Origin of the sequence: Allomuricauda sp. XS_ASV26 (genome assembly GCF_041224615.1) — a bacterium.
Classification (GTDB): Bacteria; Bacteroidota; Bacteroidia; order Flavobacteriales; family Flavobacteriaceae; genus Flagellimonas; species Flagellimonas alginolytica.
The window spans coordinates 776,253-796,987 of the sequence record NZ_JBGFGK010000031.1 but is presented as its reverse complement, the minus strand read 5'-3'; the positions used below and the strand labels follow the sequence as shown (position 1 = coordinate 796,987).

Here is a 20,735-nt window from a genome sequence, read left to right as displayed (position 1 = left end):
TCGATCATCATAGGCAATCTTGGTTTTAGTTGATTATTACTTTGTTGTCTTGAATGGTATATTCTAAATCGTATATTTCTTTTAAGTAGGCAAAAACATTGTCTATGGACTCTTTTCCAAAATTGGCACTAAAAGTTTCCTCCCTATTTACAAAGTCTTCATTGGAAATAATAGGGATATTGAAGTGCCTCTCCAATTTCTTTAACATCTCACCGAAAGTCAGGTTCCTAAAAATCAATTCGCCATCCACCCAACGCGTGTAAACGTCGGTAATAACGGTTTGACTGGTTATCTGCTCGGTATTTTTGGTATATGTACCCATTTGTCCCGGTTGGAGCAAAAGCTCAGCTCCCTTACCATTGGAAAAAGAATCCTGTGCAGAAAGTTTAACCGACCCTTCGACCAAGACCACATCGGTCTGGGTATTTTCAGGAAACGCAGTTGCATTAAATTGTGTTCCAAGCACTTCGACCCCTACACCTCCCATATGTACTTTAAAAGGTTGATCGGAACGATGGGCCACCTCGAAATAGGCTTCACCCTCCAAATAAACATCCCTATCCAGACCATCTATAAATTTTACTGGGTATTTAAGCGAACTCCCCGCATTTACATGAACCACGGTTCCGTCCGTTAAGGACAGTTCAAATTTTCGGCCGTATGGAACCTTTAACGTATTGTAGACCGGTATCTCTGATCTTAAATCATTATCATAAGTCAACCTATTGTTCTGTACATTGCCCAAGGATTGACCTCGAACACCTACAACCTGTCCATGGTCTAGGGAATCTAGAACATTTATGGTCCCGTCCTCCATCTCCAATATAATGTGTTCTTGATTGACCAACTTTTCCAAAGTATGTATTTGAGGTTCGGATGTTGTGGCCATAAAGTAAATTCCCAACGAAATAAGAACAAAGATCGAAGCCGCAACACTTGTCCAATACTTGGGAATGGATCGCCTTTTGCTTTGTCCAGTTTTAACTTCTAAAATCCTTTGATAAATTTCGTTGGACTTGGCCTCATCTATGGTGTTCGATGAATCCAACAACGACAGCACAGTATCTTCGGATGGCAATTGCAAATCGGCATCCTTTTGTTGTAAAAAACGAATCAGCTCTTCAGACTCCGTTTTACTGCATCGATTTTGCACAAACTTATTGATCAGTTGTTCAAATCGTTTTTGGGAATTCATCAAATATTGGTTTTATCGACGTTGTTCTTAATAATACAGTTGAGCTTCACTTTTGTACTACTCTTAACTTAAAGTTTTTTTAATATTAATTTAAAATCAAAATTAATAGTTTGATTTTCTGAGTATTAATAAATTAAAAAAAGTTGAAATTTAATTGAATAGGATGCTGAAGCTATATGAACAAACCGTCTAAAATCACCAAAAGACATTCAATCTAAAGATAAATTTATTGCGATGAGAACACATAGGGAGATATCCGGATGTGTGTTAAGGTACTCTTTAATATCCGACAATGCCTTGCTCATTTGGTTTTTAACGGTACTAATAGAAATCCCAAGTTCCCTGCTTATATCATCGTAACTCATACCTTTTTCCCTGGACATCTTGAAAATAAGTTGTCGCTTAGCGGGCAAATTGCCAATGGCCTTTTCTCGCAATTCCGCATATTCAGCATTGATCAAATAATCCTCGACATCGTTCCGTGCAAGCTGGCTCTTATAAAAAATCTCGTCCCGTAATTTATTCGAAGTGGCTGCTTTCTGTAAAAAATTCAACGATTTGTTCTTTGCAATTGTAAATATGTAAGACTTAAAAGAACGATCTGGATTCAAGATTTCGCAATTGACCCAAACAGACATAAAAACTTCTTGTAAAATTTCATCGGCCATTTCTTTGGATTTGACCAATCCTAATGCAAACGCGTGCAGTCCCCTATGGTATTTTTGATACAGAGCATGGAAGGCTTTCTCGTTTCCTCTTATTAGTAATTCAACCAATAATCTGTCGTTATCATGTGAAGCTTTTGAATCCAAATCTGGCGCATTTAAAATTCTTTCGTGAATCCAGTTTTCTTTTCAAGGACAAAAAACAAGAAAACATTCAGCTTTTTCCAAAAAAACATTAAATATATTTATTTTTTCATCAAATTTCATGAAGGATTACGTTAAACTACACTACATACTTTAATTTAACGTAAGCCTGCTCAAAAAATAAAAACAACTATACAGATTGGATTTGCTTATCAAGCTTGCCATATATAGTTTAATGGCCTAATCATAATTACGAATGGTACACCTAAGTTAAAGTATAATTTTCCTAGTCTCTGTGAAATAGGCTGATGGTGAACGTCCAAATCCAACAACAACGATAGCTTTTCCTGCATTTGCCCGAAATTGATTTTTAATTGGACCATAAATAATGATATCTTCGCAGTATCATGGGGTGCCCACTTTGGGCTGAGATTATACCCGGAAGCAAATGCTTCGCACCTGATCCAGGTAATGCTGGCGTAGGGAGTACGGCAAGGTCAGTTTTGACTTGTATTCCGTTTTTTGGGCACCTCATTTTAAAAGTAAACCCAAAAAAATGGAACTTTTCTCCGAAATAGTGTTATTGCAATGGCTGGGCACCGGTTTTGGCGTGGTACAAGTGCTTTTGGCCCGGCAAAACAATGTTCACAATTATCTTTTTGGCATTGTTGCCATTCTTATCAGTATCTGGGTCCTGTACCAATCCAGATTATATGCAGACATACTTTTGAACCTCTATTATTTGATCATGAGCATTTATGGGTGGTTTTATTGGAAACTGGGCAAAAAGGCAATGGAAACCCCTATTTCCAGTTCCAATCGCAAAGAACATAGCATTGCAATAGGCATTGCCATGGGGTGTTTTGCGATAATGGCCTACTGGTTGAGCCAGCATACCGATTCGGATGTACCTTTTTGGGATGCCATTGTTGTCGCTTTTGCCTGGTCGGGGATGTGGTTGATGGCCAAACGAAAAATAGAAAATTGGATATATCTCAACATTAGCAATATTATATCCATACCCCTATTGATCTATAAGGAATTGTATATCTATGCCGGACTTACTGCATTTTTGTTCGCAGTGGCCATATCGGGGTACCTTAAATGGAAACGAATTTTAGAGAAAGATGAAAGTAACAGATTTGCAAGAGCTTGAAGAAATGCATTGTTTCGGAGATGAACTCTCCCCACACGTTCTGGAGTGGATAGGCAAGAACAACCTATGGAACATTTGGGTGCCCAAATCATTTGGCGGGCTGGAAATGTCCTTGCCTAATGGGTTAAAAATGCTCCAATCATTGGCTAGGGCCAATGGTAGTTTGGGTTGGACGGTAACCCTTTGCAGCGGAGCCAATTTTTTTATCGGAAACCTGAACCACGATGTGGCCGAAACGATCTTCAACAAATCGACCACGCCTATCTGTTTTGGTGGGAGTGGCGGAGCTACAGGAACTGCTCAAATAAATGGCAATAACTACGTACTTAACGGAACATGGAAATATGCAACGGGGGCACCATATTTGACTCATTTTACTTTGAACGCAAAAGTTCAGAAAGAGGGCAAGGATGTTCTTTGTAAGGAAGGGGCGCCAATAATTCGATCCTTTTTGTTGAACAGGCAAGATGTTGCAATTATCAAAGATTGGAACACCATCGGGCTTCGGGCCACGGCTACCCATTCCTTTAGCGTTGACTCCATATTGATTGATGAAAAATATAGCTTTACATATGATCGACTACGCTTGCCTCACTCCATTTTTAGGACGCCCTTTACGGTTTTTGCAGATTTGACCCTTTGGGTCAACTATATAGGTATAGCAGAACATTTTTTGAGCGAATCCCTTAAAAGTAATGGCCCCAATCTTTTATTGGATGAGTTCCAACAGATAATCCTAAAAAGTAACAACATATGCCACAGGTATGCTATGAAAGTCCATAAGATGGTAACCAACTCGGACAAAATACCGGAACCCTTTGCCTTGGGCCTCCACCAAGAAGCCACCGAACTGGTCCAGCGTCTTAGTGATAAATTTATAAAGGCCTACACCACATTGGGCATACGTGCATGCAGTATTGGACACCCATTAAACCATATTTTCAATGATTTCTTCACCGCCACACAACATCATAACTTTAGTCTGCTAGGCAAACGTTAACTACAACCAGAATGGTTGTTTGGCTACTCCTAAACCTATGTAATTGGCAAAACCATAGCATTTCTTTTGATTTTTTCACCACACAAATCTCAATCCTTGGACATTGATCAATACACCAATGGTTCGTAAAGTTTTTATCTTGTTCTCGATTTTAATGTTTATTTTCCCAAAAATGTTAGTTCTGCCCCAATTTCCCATTCTCTTCTGGTTGTACATCTATTAATAATCGACGGTCGACTGGGATCTTTTTAACAAGCCGGAGGCATAACAAGATTCTGGATACCTTTGAAAAAGCCGAATGAGAACCAAATTGCACATATTTAAAACTGTAGCCAATCAGTTAAACTTTACCAAGGCTGCCGAACACCTTCATATTTCGCAACCGGCCGTGTCCAAAACCATTAAATCCTTGGAAGAAGAATATAGAACCACCTTTTTTGTCCGTAAAAGAAGTTCTATTGAATTAACAAAGGAAGGAAGGTCATTTCTGGTTTATGTGAACAAAATACTATCTATTTATTCAGAAATGGAAGAGCAATTCATTACTAAAAACGAGCCTTTTCCAAGATCGATCTCGTTCGGGGTGAGTACAACCTTTTCCAATTATATAATTCCAAAAATAATCGCAAAGATCAGAGTTCAATTCCCTGAAACAACTTTCAACATTACCAGCGATAATTCCGAAAACATAGAAAAGCTGATCATGAATGAGCAAATCGATTTCGGAATCACAGAAGGTATCATTTCAAATCCCAAACTAGAATTTAAAAAATTAATTAAAGATGAAATTGTTCTGGTCACCAATGCAGCAAACAACTCGTTTAAAAAAAGTAGTATCAGTCTTGAAGAATTAAAAAATATCCCGATAATAGAACGCGAGAAGGGCTCTGGGACCAAAAAGATAATAGATAACTTTCTTTCCAATGAAAAGATTGAAAGCCTAAACACAGTTGTTGTATTGAACAGCACCGAAGCTATAAAGAATTACCTCTACAACTCCCAAGATTTTGCCCTGGTTTCAATACATTCAATTATCCAAGATCTGTCGCAGAACAGGCTTAAGGTCATAGATATTAAAAATACCAGCATAGAAAGGTGGTTTTATTTAGCAAAAAGAACCGGGTACCTTTCAACCACCATGGATCATATTCAAAAATCCATTCTACACAATTATAACTATTAGTTATACTTCATAATTATTTAATATACATATTAGTTATAAATACACTCTACTTTTGTATCTCTAAATTGTACCGGTATGAAAGTATATTTTATAAGAGGAATCTACCTATCTATTGTTTCACTTGGATTATTGGGGCAATTAAGCAGTCCAATAGCACTACTGCTGGGCCTGTGTTATTCCTTTTTGTTTGGCAACCCTTTTAAAAGTTACAGTCATAGATTAATTGATTACTTTTTAAAAATCTCCATTGTTGGCCTAGGCTTTGGTATGTTTATACAAGAAACTATTCAAACCAGTATAGCAGGACTGGGAATCACCTTCTTTTCTATTTTGTTTACTCTACTACTAGGACTATCCCTTGCAAAAATTTTAAAGTTAGATCTAAAGTTGGGTCATCTTATTACATCTGGCACTGCTATTTGTGGCGGAAGTGCCATAGCAGCGATTTCCCCTGTAATCAGGGCCAAGAGCAACACTATCAGTGTTGCATTGATCGTTATTTTTTCATTAAATTCAATTGCACTTTTTGTGTTCCCAGCTGTAGGCCAATGGTTGCATCTTACACAAGAACAATTTGGACTTTGGTGTGCCGTTGCCATCCACGACACAAGTTCTGTGGTCGGGGCGGCGTTGAATTTTGGAGATGAGGCCCTAAGGACCGCGACAACGGTAAAGCTATCCAGAACTCTATGGATTATTCCGTTATCATTTTTTTCAATGTTTCTTTTTAAAACAAAAGGGGAGAAAATTAAAGTTCCTTACTTTATCCTTATGTTCGTTGTGGTCATTATTATCAATTCGCTCCAGATTTTGCCCGTATCCGCCACCGATTTTATAGTACTGTTATCGAAACGTTTGTTGGTTACCACACTTTTTATAGTAGGTTCAACAATTTCATTGAGAGAGTTACAGGCCACAGGAACCAAGCCTATAGTTCTGGCAATGGCTTTATGGGTATTTATTTCACTTTTCTCGCTTTTATATATTGTGTATTAAAACATGTAAAAAACTCGTCCAATACAATTCATTTCTAAGAATGATAATTTTATTCAAAAAAGCAGGTTCCCCATTATTAAATCAAGATTGTTACACATCAATATCAAATCGATAACATATGTAAGTTGATTAAAATCCTTGCTTCTTCGTTGGTAAAGCTTGACCTAGGCACAGTGCAAAACTTTAATCATCAGCAAGGCTTCTTTTTGATGCGCATAATGTTTGTTGAGCTTAGCGAGATTGATTCACGATGAAGTCAAATCTTTCGTACAAGGTATATTTCTATACTAACAAATATCTGCTCGAATTGACTATTCAAATATATCGGCTGCCCTCAATTTTAATAAGTGCTCTAAGCACAGGAATTACAATGAACATCATGATTTTTATGCTGCTCTGTAAGCGAGAACTAGTTATATGCGAAGCTGTTGAAATTCCCATTCAAAAGGCTTTCCTAATGTTTTTATTGATTTTAATCGGCGTAGCTCAAACTTTATGGACTCCTCCTTATATTCCCGCTCTTCGTTGGCACCAATGGTTGTGGTTATGATTTTTAGGGTTCCATTTTCAAAATCGATACTGTGGTCAATTTCATCACCAGTGCCCCGATGACGTTCACTTTTCTCATAAGCAACCAATTCAAAAGACTTGTTTTGAAACCTGAACCTATACGTGTCATTGGACATGTGCCAACTTCCGGCACTGTACCAAAAACGAAAATCTATTTGAAGGTTACCATTGGAGAGGATTTGAAGACCATCCAAAGGCTCGTCCATGGTTGGTACGTTACGATTTATGATAAACGTATTGGATTGCAGCGCCTTTTTGAGTTTTCCATTCCTTTTGCCAAAGTAGATGCCCAACATTCTGGGATTAAGGTCCAGCGTATCAACCCCAAGCCCATCATTGTATTCATAGTTTTCTTTTAGGGTATTTTGTAGGGCAAATACCAAATCCTCACGACCATCCCCATTTAAGTCCCCTGAAGCTTGCGACAAAACCCGCCAGCCATAAGGAACCAAATCCTGCATTTCCTTTCCTGATCTTGCCAATTCCGGATGGGTTGGATTCTTTTGTGCGCAGAGCCCATGAATTAAAAAGTAGACTAGCAAAAAATATATTTTAATAGAATTCATCTGCCCTTAGTCTTTAGAATCAATTCATTGTTTCTGTACACATATCTCACGTTGTCGTTGGCCATGGTCACGTTTTCTGAGCCAGGTCCCAAAACCAGCTTGTCCGATTTAAAGGTGAATTCAATACTGTCGTTCCATTCTATTATTGATATGATTTCGGTCAGATATTTTTCACCATCTCCTTCAATGTCGAGAGTGCCAAGATGTTTTATGGTTCCTTTTTCGAGAATAAAAGCCTCGCCCCCAAATGGATATTCGAATGCCATTTGGCAAATAATAATGATTTTGTTTGATGCATCACTTTTATAAAAATGGGGTTCAAATAGATAGGCGTCACCTATACCTTCTGATTGGTATACTATTTTGTTTGATTCATCCAACATCAAAAGCCTATCGCCCCAATCCGTTTCGGTATCCGGTGATGCGATTTGCCCATCTTCAGGTTGGTAATTTCCAGACACATATTTAAAATTGTCCAATTCAAAGGCATGGTTTATATCAAAATTCCCTAGCTGTAGGCCATCTAATTTTTGGGGATGGAATTCGGAAAATAAGGCTGCATCAATTTCTGTTTCGGAATAGGTTGTACCATTAAATTTCAGCATTGCCGTTTTTATTTCACTCCTATCGGTAGAGACGCAATCCCCGTTTTTATCCTTTGTACTCTCTGAGTAGGTAATTTCTTTGGTAACGCGCAAATCGAAATAGCCGTTGGTCTTTTCTGTACTTTCCACCAATGTTTTCCTTTCCTCCACAAATTCCCCCTCGCAATCGCCGTTCCATTCGCCACCATTACTTTCAACGGGATAATCGGCGAGCACTTTTAATAAACTATCCCCTGATTTCACAAAAAGGGACAGTGTTTTATTGGTATACGGATTAACTCTTGAATGTCCAAAATGCGAAACGTTTAACCCGAAGGCCATTTTGTTTTCTGCAATCTTGAATGGGGTAGCGTTTATTTGAATTTTATTTAGTTCTATGGCATCGGAAACCCAATTATTTGTTTGGGAGCTTTCAAAGTAGTTGTGCGTTATTTTTCCAGAACGGTTGTCCGCAATAACAATGTGGCTGTTGAGGTCAAAATACTGTTCGCCCTCATCCACAACTTCTGGGATGACCACAATGCTCTCGTTGGGATTGTCAGGGTGTTCCAGGGTAGTGATCAAATCGGTCTTTGTTTGCACCCAATCCAATTTCAGGTCCATTAAAACACTGTTGATCAGTGTGAAATTTTTAAAGGAATCGTTCAATCTTATGTCATCTGTTTTTTTAATGGTCCCATCACTCCTAATTTCGTATTCAATTTTCTCCACTTCCCGGATGTTGCCCCAAAAGATTTTGTTTACCACTAATTTGTTTTCGCTTATGCGGGAGACTGTTCTGGACATACTTTCGGCTATTTCATCGAAAGCTACTTGTTTGTGATCTATGATGTTCCCCTCCGTATCGTAATTGATTATAATCGTCTCCATTTCATGATCTCCTTTCAAAACGGTTGTCACCAAGGTGTGAAAGTTGTTGGATACTGGAACTTTGTACTTGGCAATGACCCTGTAGTTGTACCCTTCAGTATTGAAATCAGGATAGATCTGGTCCAATTTCAAAGCTTTGACATCTATCTTATCATAATCGTCTTCTTCGATAAAACTGTCAAAATTTGTGTCTTCAATATGTGGCGATTTTTTAGTTTGCATATTGGCAATTACTTCGGTAAAATCTAAATGCACGCTTTTAGCTGATGTATCCAAAGTCGTTTCAATGATTTCAACGGCGCCTTGGGTGTCGATTTCCGGTTCTTTTTCCGTTTTGGGGACGTGGCCACAGGAGATGGTAAGTGCTAATAAGGCTATGTGATATTGAATTTTCATTTACTACTTTTTAAAGCTTTACTGTTTAGTCCAGTAATGAGGATTTTACGCTTGCTATCTCAAAATTTTCAGCATCCAGAACTGTTAAAGCATAGGTTTCTTTCAGCATTACATTGCCACCGGCACCGCCACCTTCATTACCAATGGTCAGGTATAAAATCTGTGGGTCATCGGTGCCGTTGATGACCATCTCGTTAAAATCATAATTACTTAAAGTAAAGCCTTCATTGCCCTCAACGCTTAAAACATTATTGGTAAATGTGATTTTAAGGGAATCAAAATTGTCCTGTTTCTTCCATTCGTCCAGTATGTGGTCTTTAAGGGCCAGAACAAAGGTTTGAGGATCAATATTTTCAACAGCATCTGGATTTATGTTAGCATCTTCTTCTGATACATCCCATTTTTTGGAATCGACCAAAACAATGTGTTCGGAATCATATTCAAAAACATCGGTCTGTGACCATTGCCATGATTTTGACTCGCGCATATTTATGCCCGTAATCTTATAGCTCACCGTAATTGTTTTCTCGGCCACGTTTTTCTGTATCAGAATCTCATCAAAAGTGGTCTGAATGGTGGCTGTGTTGGGTATCGTGGGACAACTCTCCAGCTTTTTTAGGGCGACAGTATCCTTGGCAAACCACTTTCGTAAAAAGTTGAGCTGCTTGTCGGAACATTGGTGTCCCAAATCCAAAGCTGATACTATACGGCACCATAGTACACGTCTGTTTCCATCCGAGTCGTAGCCACCTTCACATTCGTTACCAATATCATAAGCTACAAAGGCCAAGGCCACTTTTTCTGGTAGCGTGATATCATGCAAATAGGATTGGTTGATCACCATGGAACTTACTTCTTCTTTGATTCCTTCATCATAAGCAATTTTGCGAGATAAAAATGTAATCGGCTTGTTACCCGATGCTATTTTTTTGGCATTAATCGCCACCTCCTTCATGTTAACGACTTCCTCGTCCCCAGGATTAACAATGCTATCCATTTTCCATTGAATCATAATCAGGTCACCTTGCCTGAAATTGTAATCTTGATTATTTCGCCAGTCCCAATTATAAATCAGTGACACATCTTCGCCGTTTTTACGACCATTTAGGTACCAATAATCATAATCATCGTTATAATCGTTAAACTCTAGGGTATCGGTATATATTTCATTAAACAAAACAGGTTCATTGGACCGTAATGCACTAATGAATTTTGTGGGGTTTTTATCCGCTGGAATGGTGTCAACTTTCTCCTGAATTAGTTCTATTTCCTGCAATTTTGTTTCAGGCATTTTTTTCTCTTTAACACCTTGATTACAGGAAACGAGCGAAAGGAACAGTATAAAGATTCGGTATTTCATTTCTTATTCTATATTACGTCAATGACTTTTTCGAGTAAATAATGCACTATGACAACGAGTACCGTAATGGTCAGCAGTGCCACCAAACGGATAACCATCTTTTTGGGATTGTTTTTCAGTTTCTTTCGTAGGTAAAAGACATCCAACAACACAAAACAAATTGCTATAGCAGCCCCGACCCATAGTCCTACCTGAATCATTCCAATCTCAAAAAACAAATGAAGTAGATACCATAGCCCTTCTTCACTTACCGTATTGACTCCTAAAAGCAAACGCATATAGCCAATGCCTATGAACAATGACAACAGAGTCCAAAATAGATAGACCAATATGTGTTTTAAAATTCGCATCTATAAGATTTCTTTCGTGCAAACCGTGTCTTTTTCAACTTCATCGGGCATCCCTTTTAGTTTCTCAAAAAAATGGGTGTCAGCCATATTTAGTCCTTGCGTCACATTGCATACATGGATAAAAGCATCTTTTTGATTGCTACTTTGGGTTCTGTAGACCGAATTGGTCAGTATCCAACTATTGTCTTTAAAGATTATGTGATGGTATGCCTCGTTTAGCCCCCTATCAGGAAATGCTGTTTTAATGAAAAAACCGCCCTGTTCTGCGATCACATCGACAATTTGGTTGCCTCCATCTTCCGAAAAATTGATGGTTTTTAAGGTGAACTCAAATTCTTCCCCATCATTTAAAAAGAGCAACAGTTCGTCACCTTGATACCGTTCGGCACTTACTATTTTATCGAGGACACCATCGTTGTTGATGTCGATATCCCTTATAAAAAAGTGCTCATTTTCTACATAATCCGAAAAGTTGTAGGTTCTATTGGTTTGATCATCTGGAAATGGGTCCGGATTTTCATTGTCATCAAAAAACGCTGTTTCAAATAAATCTTCTAAAATCTGTTTTTTTGAAGCATTTAAATGCGAGACAAACTCGGCATCCAATTTTGGATGTGGCCCATCGAAGAGAAAAAACAGGACCGATTTTGCCCTATCATCACTAAGATCGTTTATCAAATTATATTTCTCGTTTTCCTTAATATGGGTTACGACATGGTGTTGAAAGTAGTTGACCGCATCGGGTTCCCATTGGCCATTCCCACAAATACTGATGATGTTTTTTTCATGGCTAGGGTATTTGTTGGTACGCAACAAATAAAACAAGTATTCAATGTAATGTACACTGTGTTCGTATAGCTCATGGGGAGCATCATTTGGCGTATCCCAGCCAAAATAGCTTTGGAATTGTTTAAAATCTTTAGGAAACTGCCGTAGAAACTCTTGCTCATCCTTATCTTCCATGGATTTATACAGATTTAGGATGCTGATTTCCAATGGATTTTTTTCTTGAACCTCGGCCGGAGCTTCCCATTCGTCCTCGTTTAAGTTTTCTGATGGTTCCACAAGGTTGGTATTCACCGAATCTTTAGCTTTTTGCTCTTTTTCAACACGGTTGTTCCCCTGACCGCAAGACAGCAATAAGATTGCAAAAAAGATGAATAACAACTTCATTTTAAAGCTTTATGGTTAGGATGAATAGGTATCGAAGCCAAATTTTTTAGACTATCGACCTTACTAAATTCCCCTTGATTGAAATAATTGATCTCACCACAGTACACCGTAGAATCATTGGGGCATGGGTTATAGTGAAATTCTGCCAATCGATACTTTTGGTACATGCCCAATTCTTCGGTAACAAAGCCCCCCAGATCTTCTTCATGGTCAATAAAATAACCGGTGCCTGCATCGCCCAAAAAACCAAAGGACATTCCCCCGTATTCATAAAAATAAATGGCTTTTTCTCCTGAATAGGAAAGTGGTTTTCCCGTAGTATGTTCGGTTTTCAGATGCTCCTTTATTTTTTCCTGGATGGCCCGTTCTACCCTAGAATAATCCTTGTCCGGGTATTTTACCAAATACAGGTTTGGATATACTTGGGACTGAATGAACCGCATATTTTTAAAAAATAGCTGGTCAACGCCTATTCCAATAATGACAACAGCCAACACAAACAACGCTATCAAAATCCTTCTTTTACTTTTTAAGGCCCATTTGAACATCCTAAAAACAAGAACTAGCAGCAGAACTGCCACAATAATCAATAAAATAAGGATAAGTATGAACACAAGATTGGTTTGTTTTACTGGTTAAATGCTTGATTAGCTTTAAAACCATGTATTTATTTATCACTATAAAGGTGATACAAAGGATTATCGACATCAATTCAACACCAAAAATAGAACCCAATATATACCACTCCTTATTCTATAACGCTTTATACCGTTTAAATAGTTTATACATTTTGCTTAAACGGGCAACCATGACCTAAAATCGATTGCATTATTAAAACGATGGATTAAATCCAACCCTGTGTGTATGTATTATACTTCATATGCCCGTTTTTGCATTAGGAAAAATATGGTATTACCATAAATAAGATTGCGGATGGGGATGCCAGGTTGTTACTTGTCCCGATCGTACTAGAATAAATAACAAAAAGTGGGAGCCTAAATGTTTTTACACCCTTTAATCTAGTAAAGCAGCATAGATATCTATTAGATAGTTGCCTAATATAATTGATCAGCAGGCTTTGGCCACTGCTCTTTCCAATTCTTCGAAAGCTTTTTGTTGAGCCCCTTTTAACAAGGCACGCTTGATTGACCCCCCTAGAAGCTCTAGCATATTCTTATGAGCTTTTGCGCTATTCCCAAAATAGGCGTTCATCAATTTATTGGGAATGATATGATTTATTTTCACCGTATTTTCATTCACAAAAAATAGTTTTACTGCGTGCATGCCATTTTTTTTAAGCACAATACAATGTGCCATTTGCCCGCTGGTGTCCGTACGTTGTTCCCAGACATCGTATTCTTTTGAACATTCGTAGCCAGAACTTTTTAAAAGTTCATAAAGCGCATCCAAATTGGCAAACTCAGGTTTAAGCCGAATTAGATTTTCCATAGTTTTCAATGTTTTTGGTAATAATTTAAAAACCACAGATGGCAAAAACCATCTGTGGCACTAATTTTTATAAATCTGTCCAAGCTCTTACCGGTTTTACAAAGTATATGTTGCCATCTTTACCGCTACCTCCTATTGCACCGGTAGTGAGATTCACGAGTGTTGCAGCGGTCGTATTGATTTCTGTAGAACTCCAATGAAATTGGGTTGTCACTTGCCCTCCATTTGCAGTAGTAGTAGCATTAACAATGCTAATATTTGTATACATCGCAGTTAATTCATCTTCACTGGGCAAAAACCAATCATCATATCCATTTAAATCTAAATTGGAAATTAGTTCAACTACACTTCCAGAAGTTGCACACCCTGACGAAACTATCGCTGCCGTATTTGCTGCTCCTGTGCCTATTGCCGTACCCGTAGCTCCAGTAAGAGTACCGGTACAACCCCATGTACCTGAATAAAATTGGTTGCTTACGGCAACCACCAATCCACTACTATTATTACTAGCAGGATCTATCCAAAAAATAACACCACCATATTTGAATTCCCCAATCTCGTTTAAATCATTAAGTTCAACGAACGCATTGGCGGAAACAGTTTGGATACCATTGCTTACTGAAATGGTGGCCAACATATTGGGGTTGGTCTCAAAATCGAAAAGCGTTTCATCGGCAACTGATAACTCCCCGGTGTTTTGGTCAATGTTAAATGCCCCGGCAGGGTTTTGGAACGTAATGGCATAGGTTAAATTTGAGCCGCTTGCCTGAAGGGTTCCTACAACATCTCCATTAGATGGATTTTCGTCTATGGACAAATCGGTATTTTGGGCAGATACTTCATCAACATCGTTTAGATTAATGGTAGCCGTAGCGGTAGCTGTTTCCTCGCCATCGGTAACAGAAATGTCCGCTGTGATTACAGGGTTGGTTTCAAAGTCGAACAGATTGGGGTCAATGACCGTTAATTCTCCTGTAGCGTTATCTATAGCCATCGCACCCATTGGGTTTTGAGAAGTAATTGAAAAGCTCAAGGTTCCTGTTCCACTGGCCTGAAGGGTACCTAAAACCTGACCATCGGTTGGATTTTCATCAACAGAGGCCGTAAGGTCCTGTGCCGTTACCTCAATTACATTCTCAAGGTTTACCGTTACGGTTACCGGATCATCGGCATCTACAATGGTTACAGTTGCCGTTAAGGTCGGGTTGGTCTCGTAGTCGAACAAAGAAGCGTCTGCAACGGTAAGTTCACCCGTATTTGCATCAATATCCATGGCGCCCTGGGGAGATTGATCAGTTATAGCAAAACCGGAAGCATTGCCTATGGTCTGGAGACTACCGATCACTTGTCCATTAGTCGGATTTTCATCTATGGTCACTTCTAAATTCTGACCGGAAACCTCATTTGTATTATTCAAGTTTATAGTAATGTTCGCTGAATTCTCGGCATTTTCTGCAGTAACGGTTGCGGTAATGGTAGGATAGGTCTCAAAATCGAATAATGCCGAATTGGCTATAGTTAGTTCACCTGTAGAACCATTAACGTCCAACGCTCCGGATGGAGACTGTGACACTATACTGAAATTTATGGCAGAACCTCCTTCAGTTTGTATGGTCCCAATAGTTTCACCGTTACTCGGGTTTTCGTCCAAGGTCAGTTCCAAATTTTGAAGATTAACGCTGTTAGGTTGGTCGTCATCATTGGTACAGCCAATGGTAACCAGCATTAAAAAAATCAATACTGTTGTGTAATTCTGAATCTTTTTAATCATTGTTTTGGGTTTAAATGTTTGGGAAATTATTTTTTTATATTAATTAGGTACAGCAAATAATTGCAAGATCATTTGTATTTAGTAGTCCATTTCAAGGAACGATCCGTCCATTTGGTATGAAAAAGTGAAAGAAGTTCCCCCATGTTCGGGTTGCAGTTTTACAATATATTGTGCCTCGTTCGCATTACCGTTCTTGGGATATTTGATAAACGCCATTTCAAGTCTAGGGTTGTTAATGTCTTTTGTTTCGTTTAACTTCTTGCTTGACTTTTCCACGAGCTCTCCTAATCGTCTAAGACCTATCTTTTTATCCAATTGAAACATGAAATCGGCAGCCTTGGTGCCCTGTGGCAGTTCCAAGGATAGTTCCGACGTTTGTTTCCAGTTACCCAAAGAGTAGGTCCACTGCCCCATTTTTAAGGATTCAGGAGCATCGGTCACCGTAGCCGAAATGCTATTGCCAATGGATTCATTATAAATAATGGTTAATTCAGTATAATAGGCATCATCACCAAATTCATTTTTCAGTTCTTTCTCTATACCTGCAAAGCCGTCGGAGGTAGCAGGCTGCTTAGCCACGTCTCCGGAGCAGGAAACCAGCGTTATTGCTATCATTAAAATTGTCAGTTGTATTTTCATTTGTATAATGGTTTTAGTTGATTATTCCTCCTCTGTTCTTCCGAATAGAAGAAACAGGACGCCACCTGTCAGAATTAATACTACCCGGAGCACCCATCCCATGGCACTGCCCCAACTATCTATCCAAGCAAGTAATCTGATGTTATAATTAAAAATTGACAATAGGGCAGAAACTAGGCCCATAGCGGCAAGTACCAGGCCTCCTTGACCTAGTTTGGTTTTGATGCTTTCCATTAAAATTTGATTTTACTCTCCTTATACAAGTACTGCTGGAAAATCTTGATTTTCAGAGCGGACTTAAATAAGAAATGATTTGGTCAGTGTAAATATGGATCAATGGCATTTCTTATAAAATAGCCAATCTATTTTCGTAAACCGGGAATCTTTATCGGTGCGGTATGGGGGAATATGCGTTTTTTACCAACTAGGTATTTCTGGTAACATCAATGCGTGCCGAAGTAATTTCTAATGACCATTGTACTTCAAAAAAGTAGCTATGAACGCTTCCTTTTTTCGGGAAGAAACAGGAACCTTACGACCATTCTTTAAATAGATAATACCCGACTTATCGTACTTATCTATGAACTTTAAATTTACCATGTAAGATTGATGGGGCCTTGTGAAATTGCTCCTTTCAAGTGTCTTCTCGTATTCCTTAAGAGGTTTGGATGCCACATATTTTTTATCATTGGCCAAGTAAAATGTGGTATAGCCCTTATCGGATTCGCAGTACAATAATTCATGTAGGTTGATGACCTGAAAACTATCGCTGAGCGATAGGACCAAAGTAGCATCATCTTGATACCAAACCTTTTTTGCGGTATGTATTTGTTGTTTTTGTTCGGCAATAGGTAAGTTCTTTATCTTTTTTAAGGCCAATTCCAACTCCTCCACATCAACCGGTTTTAAAAGATAGTCCACCGCTCCGGCCTTAAGTGCCTTTAATGCGAATTCTTCGTAAGCGGTAATAAATATGGTCTTGAAGCCAAGGTGCTCGGTTTGGTCCAAGAAGTCGAATCCCGTACCGTCTACCAGATTGATATCGAGAAATATCAACTCTGGCCTACAGGCTTTGGAGACCACCACCGCCTCACTAACTGAAGCACATTCACCTATGATTTCCACATTGGTGTCAACCGTTTCCAAAAGATTTATCAAGCCTTTTCTAATATAGGCTTTGTCCTCAACGATAAGTGCTTTCATGAATTCTTTATTATTTTATAGGGTATGATTAAAGTAACTTTGGTTCCTTGCTCGTTACATTTTTTTCTATCCTCGACATAGACAAATCCTGGCATGTTAAAATCTTTGGCCAGGAGGTTCAGTCGCTCACTGGTAATGGTAGTGGCCAACGATTTCTTTTTGGTATTGATTTTATTTGAAATAGCATCGATTCCAATACCATTATCCGTTATCGCACAGCTTAATTTTTTGTCCTTAAAAGAGAGGTGAACCTCTATTCCACGATGTTCTTGATTAATAGAAAATGCATGTTCTATAGCATTTTCAATAAAGGGTTGAATCAGCATAGGCGGAACCAAAAAAAGATTGATGTTTATATTTTCATCCACCACCAAACTATAGTCATAAGGTGGCTTTGCACCCAAATTTTGCAAGATCATATAGTTATCGATGGCATCCAGTTCCTGAATCAGGGGAACGATTTTGTCCCTTGAATTTTCTAGAACAAGTCGTAATAGTTTCGAGAACTTTGATAAATAGGTAATTGATTTTTTTTCTTCCTTGTTCAAGATCATACCCTGCAGTACCGAAAGCGAATTAAATATAAAATGGGGAGTCATTTGTGAGCGCAATAGCCTTTGTTCGGTAATAATGTTTTGATTTTTAATTTTTACGTTCTTGTATTTTTGATAAAAGACCAAAGAACCGGACAGTATAGAGATAACCAAAATACCAATTATGGCCCAGAGGTAATTTTGCTTGGTCCGTTGAAGGTCGTTAGATGTCGTCATAACGGTCTTGGTGAGTTTTAGCTCACGGATACTTGCAGAATCCAATGCCTGTTTGTACTTATATTCGTATTCGAGCCTAGCGACTTTTTCAATATTCTCCTTATTGAAAAGACTATCGTTCAAGACTTTGAATTTCTGGTGGCTCTCGAGGGCTTTTTTATAGTTTTTGGTACGCTCATAAATTTTAGCCAAAAGTCCCAAAGCCTTTTTTTGTGTTTCCAGCACGTCAAGTTCTTTTGAAGTATGATATCCGCTTTTAGCGTACAAGAGTGCCTTTTTATATTCGTTTTCCATGAAAAAGGCCTCGGAAATACTCACTTGGCTTATGGCCAATATATTTTTTATGTTAGTATTTTCCGCAATTTCCTTCGCTCTTAAAAAGTTTTGCTGAGCCTTTTTTGAATGGCCCAAGGATAAATTGACCGCTCCTATATTGTTAAAACATATCGCTATTTGTTTTAGATCACCGATTTCTTGGCTCGCATTTAGGGAATGCTGGTAATATGCTAGCGCCTTTACATATTCTTTTTTAGCCGAATATATATTTCCAATATTGCTATTGTTTGCCGCTACCAGCCGTTTGTTTCCTTTTTTCAAGGAAAAATCCAAGGACTGGCCATGTAATACCAATGCTTTTTCCGGTTTTTTAATGGAACTATAGACTGCTCCCAAATCATTGAGCACAATTGCCATGCCCAAGGTGTCCTTGGTTTTACGGTCATACGCCAATGCCCTGTTGTAGTAATCAATGGCCAAGGGAAAATTACCCTGTACCTTATAAACATTAGCCATATTGCTATGAACGAACGAAACACCATCTTGATCATTGAGTGCCTCACTTTGAACCAATGCTTTCTTATAATTCTCAACAGCTTCTTCGTACTTTCCAATCTCGGAATATACGTTGCCCATATTGATCAAAAGGGTAGCCTGCTCTCTCTTATTTCCTATTTTTTTATACGTTTCATAAGCTTTGTTATAAAAAACAATAGCCTCACCATATTGCGACAAATCATAATACGTGATGCCAAAAGCCGTATAATTGGCGGCCATACCGTCTAAATTATCAATGGAGCGATCAATTGCCAAGGCTTGTTTAAAAAAATCCAAACTTTTATTATAGTTGGACTTTCTGTTTTCTAAAATCCCCTTTAGGTAAAAAACTTTTGCTTTTCCTTTTGGATAATCCAATTCCTTATTTAACCGATCGGCTTTTTCCAAATATGTTTGGGTCAAATACGAATCACTCTGAAAATGGGCAAATGCTAAGTAGTAGAGTAAATTTACCTTGGTAGAATCGTTTAGCTTATGGATTTTTAATTGGGCTTTAAGGCTATCAACTTTTTTGTTTTGGGCCTGCGCGATGGTCGAAACCAACAGCAACCCTATAATCATGAATCTACGAGCCAAGGATAAACCCATTACTCCGTGTCTTTTTTTAATACATACTGATGAGAAAAACATACTCAAGATAACACAAGGCTTTATGCGGTTTTAGTACTTATCTTCCCTTTCTTTATAAAAGGGTTTGTATAGAACAAAATACTGGTTTTTAATCTCCTTCCGAAAATAAAAGCGCAATATAATCGACAGAAAACAACTATGAATCTATATATGCAATGTTTGAGTTATTATTTGCCAGGGAAAGACATTTATTTGATCGACACCTTGAAAACAACAATTTTTGATACCTATCCAAAACTGAAACTAAATACGTTAGGTAAGAAAACAAATAAAATATGATCGTTGCGCAACGATCATCTCAAATCTTACTACCTAACTTTCACCGAACCCTACACCTTTTAGATGGTTTTAAATGAATTCAATTGAATGCAATGAAAACAAAAAGCACTGTCAATCAGCCAGTTGACAGTGCTTTGATATCACCTATTTAGTGGTTCGTCGGGATGACTGACCTCTTGACGAGGTGCTAACCCATTAATATCCAGAATATTATGTCGATTTTCCCAAAATAGGACATCCCATAGGACATCTTCGTGTGAAATAATGATTTTCACAACGTAAATATCGATATTTAAAATCAAACCACACCATCTTGTTTTATTTAATTTTAAATCAAAATAGACAAAGGAATTTTTGTGAGTTCAAAAGCTCATCACAAACAAGTTAAGCATCTATTCGGCCTATCGACAAGCAGATATAATAAGAACTTTGATTGTCAATTTTAACCTAGCCGTATAAATTACAAGATTTAGATTTTTGCCACCGGTGTTCCAGCCAAGCCATTACTGGTCCACCTTACATGATGGACACGATCGAGTTTAGAGATTTTGATTGCAGTGATACCTGAATCTTGTGATGTTTTCAATACTACCAATGACCATGCCTATACCGAAGTTGTGTAGAAAAATCCAATAAACTTATACAACCCGAATAGGATTAAGGTAACCCCCAATCCTATTCGAACCTTTTAATATATTCTTCTGGACGTTCCTTTTATTTCTTGGTCAAATGATATCCAGCCGATTCAACGGCAGAAGTGATTTCCTCTTCCGTGGCACTTGTGGTCTGTACGATCAACAATTTGTCTTGGGAAGCAAAGTCTACAGACCAATCGGTCACGCCATCCACCTTATCCAAAAATGGTTTTACGGTATTGGCACACCCACTGCACTTAATATTTGATTTGAATTGTAATGTACTCATGTTCATC

Annotated in this window: 19 protein-coding genes and 1 riboswitch; of the genes, 4 read left to right on the top strand and 15 right to left on the bottom strand. The window is 38.2% G+C overall.

What is annotated here, in order from left to right:
* Positions 1-25: 25 nt before the first annotated feature.
* Positions 26-1,195, bottom strand: coding sequence for a FecR family protein (locus AB9K32_RS11125; protein ID WP_369885195.1), 1,170 nt, complete (start codon positions 1,193-1,195; stop codon positions 26-28).
* Positions 1,196-1,404: 209 nt separating this feature from the next.
* Positions 1,405-2,007: an RNA polymerase sigma-70 factor gene (locus tag AB9K32_RS11120; RefSeq protein WP_224834960.1), complete on the bottom strand. Its 603-nt coding sequence runs from the start codon at positions 2,005-2,007 to the stop codon at positions 1,405-1,407.
* Between the two features lie 397 nt (positions 2,008-2,404).
* Positions 2,405-2,508: riboswitch (TPP riboswitch) on the top strand.
* 52 nt (positions 2,509-2,560) lie between these two features.
* Between AB9K32_RS11120 and pnuC the strand changes: the two genes are divergently transcribed.
* From pnuC to AB9K32_RS11100, 4 genes are all read left to right on the top strand, one after another.
* Positions 2,561-3,160: a nicotinamide riboside transporter PnuC gene (pnuC, locus tag AB9K32_RS11115; RefSeq protein WP_252079279.1), complete on the top strand. Its 600-nt coding sequence runs from the start codon at positions 2,561-2,563 to the stop codon at positions 3,158-3,160.
* The gene (locus AB9K32_RS11110; protein WP_369885194.1) at positions 3,132-4,160 is read left to right on the top strand and encodes an acyl-CoA dehydrogenase; all 1,029 of its coding nucleotides are present in this window, start codon (positions 3,132-3,134) and stop codon (positions 4,158-4,160) included. The genes pnuC and AB9K32_RS11110 overlap by 29 nt, the downstream gene beginning before the upstream one ends.
* Positions 4,161-4,458: 298 nt before the next feature.
* Positions 4,459-5,343, top strand: a complete 885-nt coding sequence (locus tag AB9K32_RS11105) for a LysR substrate-binding domain-containing protein (protein ID WP_369885193.1) — start codon at positions 4,459-4,461, stop codon at positions 5,341-5,343.
* Positions 5,344-5,418: 75 nt separating this feature from the next.
* Entirely contained in the window at positions 5,419-6,339 is a 921-nt protein-coding gene (locus AB9K32_RS11100; RefSeq protein WP_369885192.1) for a YeiH family protein, read from the top strand.
* A 413-nt stretch (positions 6,340-6,752) separates the two neighbouring features.
* On the opposite strand, the gene AB9K32_RS11095 is transcribed toward AB9K32_RS11100, so the two are convergent.
* The 13 genes from AB9K32_RS11095 to AB9K32_RS11035 all read right to left on the bottom strand — a co-directional run bounded on the left by AB9K32_RS11095 (position 6,753) and on the right by AB9K32_RS11035 (position 20,728).
* Positions 6,753-7,391, bottom strand: coding sequence for a hypothetical protein (locus AB9K32_RS11095; protein ID WP_369885191.1), 639 nt, complete (start codon positions 7,389-7,391; stop codon positions 6,753-6,755).
* Positions 7,392-7,471: 80 nt separating this feature from the next.
* Entirely contained in the window at positions 7,472-9,346 is a 1,875-nt protein-coding gene (locus AB9K32_RS11090; RefSeq protein WP_369885190.1) for a hypothetical protein, read from the bottom strand.
* A gap of 25 nt (positions 9,347-9,371) precedes the next feature.
* Entirely contained in the window at positions 9,372-10,706 is a 1,335-nt protein-coding gene (locus AB9K32_RS11085; RefSeq protein WP_369885189.1) for a hypothetical protein, read from the bottom strand.
* Positions 10,707-10,714: 8 nt separating this feature from the next.
* Positions 10,715-11,056, bottom strand: coding sequence for a hypothetical protein (locus AB9K32_RS11080; RefSeq protein ID WP_369885188.1), 342 nt, complete (start codon positions 11,054-11,056; stop codon positions 10,715-10,717).
* Positions 11,057-12,229: a hypothetical protein gene (locus AB9K32_RS11075; protein WP_369885187.1), complete on the bottom strand. Its 1,173-nt coding sequence runs from the start codon at positions 12,227-12,229 to the stop codon at positions 11,057-11,059.
* Positions 12,226-12,843 (bottom strand): hypothetical protein, encoded by a 618-nt coding sequence (locus AB9K32_RS11070; RefSeq protein WP_369885186.1) that lies wholly within the window; start codon positions 12,841-12,843, stop codon positions 12,226-12,228. Before AB9K32_RS11070 ends, AB9K32_RS11075 begins: the two co-directional genes overlap by 4 nt.
* A gap of 454 nt (positions 12,844-13,297) precedes the next feature.
* Positions 13,298-13,678: a hypothetical protein gene (locus AB9K32_RS11065; RefSeq protein WP_224834971.1), complete on the bottom strand. Its 381-nt coding sequence runs from the start codon at positions 13,676-13,678 to the stop codon at positions 13,298-13,300.
* A 67-nt stretch (positions 13,679-13,745) separates the two neighbouring features.
* Entirely contained in the window at positions 13,746-15,449 is a 1,704-nt protein-coding gene (locus tag AB9K32_RS11060; protein WP_369885185.1) for a hypothetical protein, read from the bottom strand.
* Between the two features lie 78 nt (positions 15,450-15,527).
* Complete coding sequence (locus tag AB9K32_RS11055; RefSeq protein ID WP_224834973.1) at positions 15,528-16,088, bottom strand: hypothetical protein; 561 nt, start codon at positions 16,086-16,088, stop codon at positions 15,528-15,530.
* Positions 16,089-16,109: 21 nt separating this feature from the next.
* Complete coding sequence (locus AB9K32_RS11050) at positions 16,110-16,322, bottom strand: hypothetical protein (RefSeq protein WP_369885184.1); 213 nt, start codon at positions 16,320-16,322, stop codon at positions 16,110-16,112.
* A 231-nt stretch (positions 16,323-16,553) separates the two neighbouring features.
* Positions 16,554-17,291, bottom strand: coding sequence for a LytR/AlgR family response regulator transcription factor (locus AB9K32_RS11045; RefSeq protein ID WP_369885183.1), 738 nt, complete (start codon positions 17,289-17,291; stop codon positions 16,554-16,556).
* The gene (locus tag AB9K32_RS11040; RefSeq protein ID WP_369885182.1) at positions 17,288-19,483 is read right to left on the bottom strand and encodes a tetratricopeptide repeat protein; all 2,196 of its coding nucleotides are present in this window, start codon (positions 19,481-19,483) and stop codon (positions 17,288-17,290) included. The genes AB9K32_RS11045 and AB9K32_RS11040 overlap by 4 nt, the downstream gene beginning before the upstream one ends.
* A gap of 1,035 nt (positions 19,484-20,518) precedes the next feature.
* Complete coding sequence (locus tag AB9K32_RS11035) at positions 20,519-20,728, bottom strand: heavy-metal-associated domain-containing protein (protein ID WP_090297511.1); 210 nt, start codon at positions 20,726-20,728, stop codon at positions 20,519-20,521.
* Positions 20,729-20,735: the final 7 nt, after the last annotated feature.

Coding starts and splice junctions, on each gene's coding strand:
- AB9K32_RS11125 (WP_369885195.1), bottom strand. CDS start 1,195: ATGAATTCCCAAAAACGATTTGAACAACTGATCAATAAGTTTGTGCAA.
- pnuC (WP_252079279.1), top strand. CDS start 2,561: ATGGAACTTTTCTCCGAAATAGTGTTATTGCAATGGCTGGGCACCGGT.
- AB9K32_RS11110 (WP_369885194.1), top strand. CDS start 3,132: ATGAAAGTAACAGATTTGCAAGAGCTTGAAGAAATGCATTGTTTCGGA.
- AB9K32_RS11105 (WP_369885193.1), top strand. CDS start 4,459: ATGAGAACCAAATTGCACATATTTAAAACTGTAGCCAATCAGTTAAAC.
- AB9K32_RS11100 (WP_369885192.1), top strand. CDS start 5,419: ATGAAAGTATATTTTATAAGAGGAATCTACCTATCTATTGTTTCACTT.
- AB9K32_RS11090 (WP_369885190.1), bottom strand. CDS start 9,346: ATGAAAATTCAATATCACATAGCCTTATTAGCACTTACCATCTCCTGT.
- AB9K32_RS11085 (WP_369885189.1), bottom strand. CDS start 10,706: ATGAAATACCGAATCTTTATACTGTTCCTTTCGCTCGTTTCCTGTAAT.
- AB9K32_RS11080 (WP_369885188.1), bottom strand. CDS start 11,056: ATGCGAATTTTAAAACACATATTGGTCTATCTATTTTGGACTCTGTTG.
- AB9K32_RS11075 (WP_369885187.1), bottom strand. CDS start 12,229: ATGAAGTTGTTATTCATCTTTTTTGCAATCTTATTGCTGTCTTGCGGT.
- AB9K32_RS11065 (WP_224834971.1), bottom strand. CDS start 13,678: ATGGAAAATCTAATTCGGCTTAAACCTGAGTTTGCCAATTTGGATGCG.
- AB9K32_RS11060 (WP_369885185.1), bottom strand. CDS start 15,449: ATGATTAAAAAGATTCAGAATTACACAACAGTATTGATTTTTTTAATG.
- AB9K32_RS11055 (WP_224834973.1), bottom strand. CDS start 16,088: ATGAAAATACAACTGACAATTTTAATGATAGCAATAACGCTGGTTTCC.
- AB9K32_RS11050 (WP_369885184.1), bottom strand. CDS start 16,322: ATGGAAAGCATCAAAACCAAACTAGGTCAAGGAGGCCTGGTACTTGCC.
- AB9K32_RS11045 (WP_369885183.1), bottom strand. CDS start 17,291: ATGAAAGCACTTATCGTTGAGGACAAAGCCTATATTAGAAAAGGCTTG.
- AB9K32_RS11040 (WP_369885182.1), bottom strand. CDS start 19,483: ATGGGTTTATCCTTGGCTCGTAGATTCATGATTATAGGGTTGCTGTTG.
- AB9K32_RS11035 (WP_090297511.1), bottom strand. CDS start 20,728: ATGAGTACATTACAATTCAAATCAAATATTAAGTGCAGTGGGTGTGCC.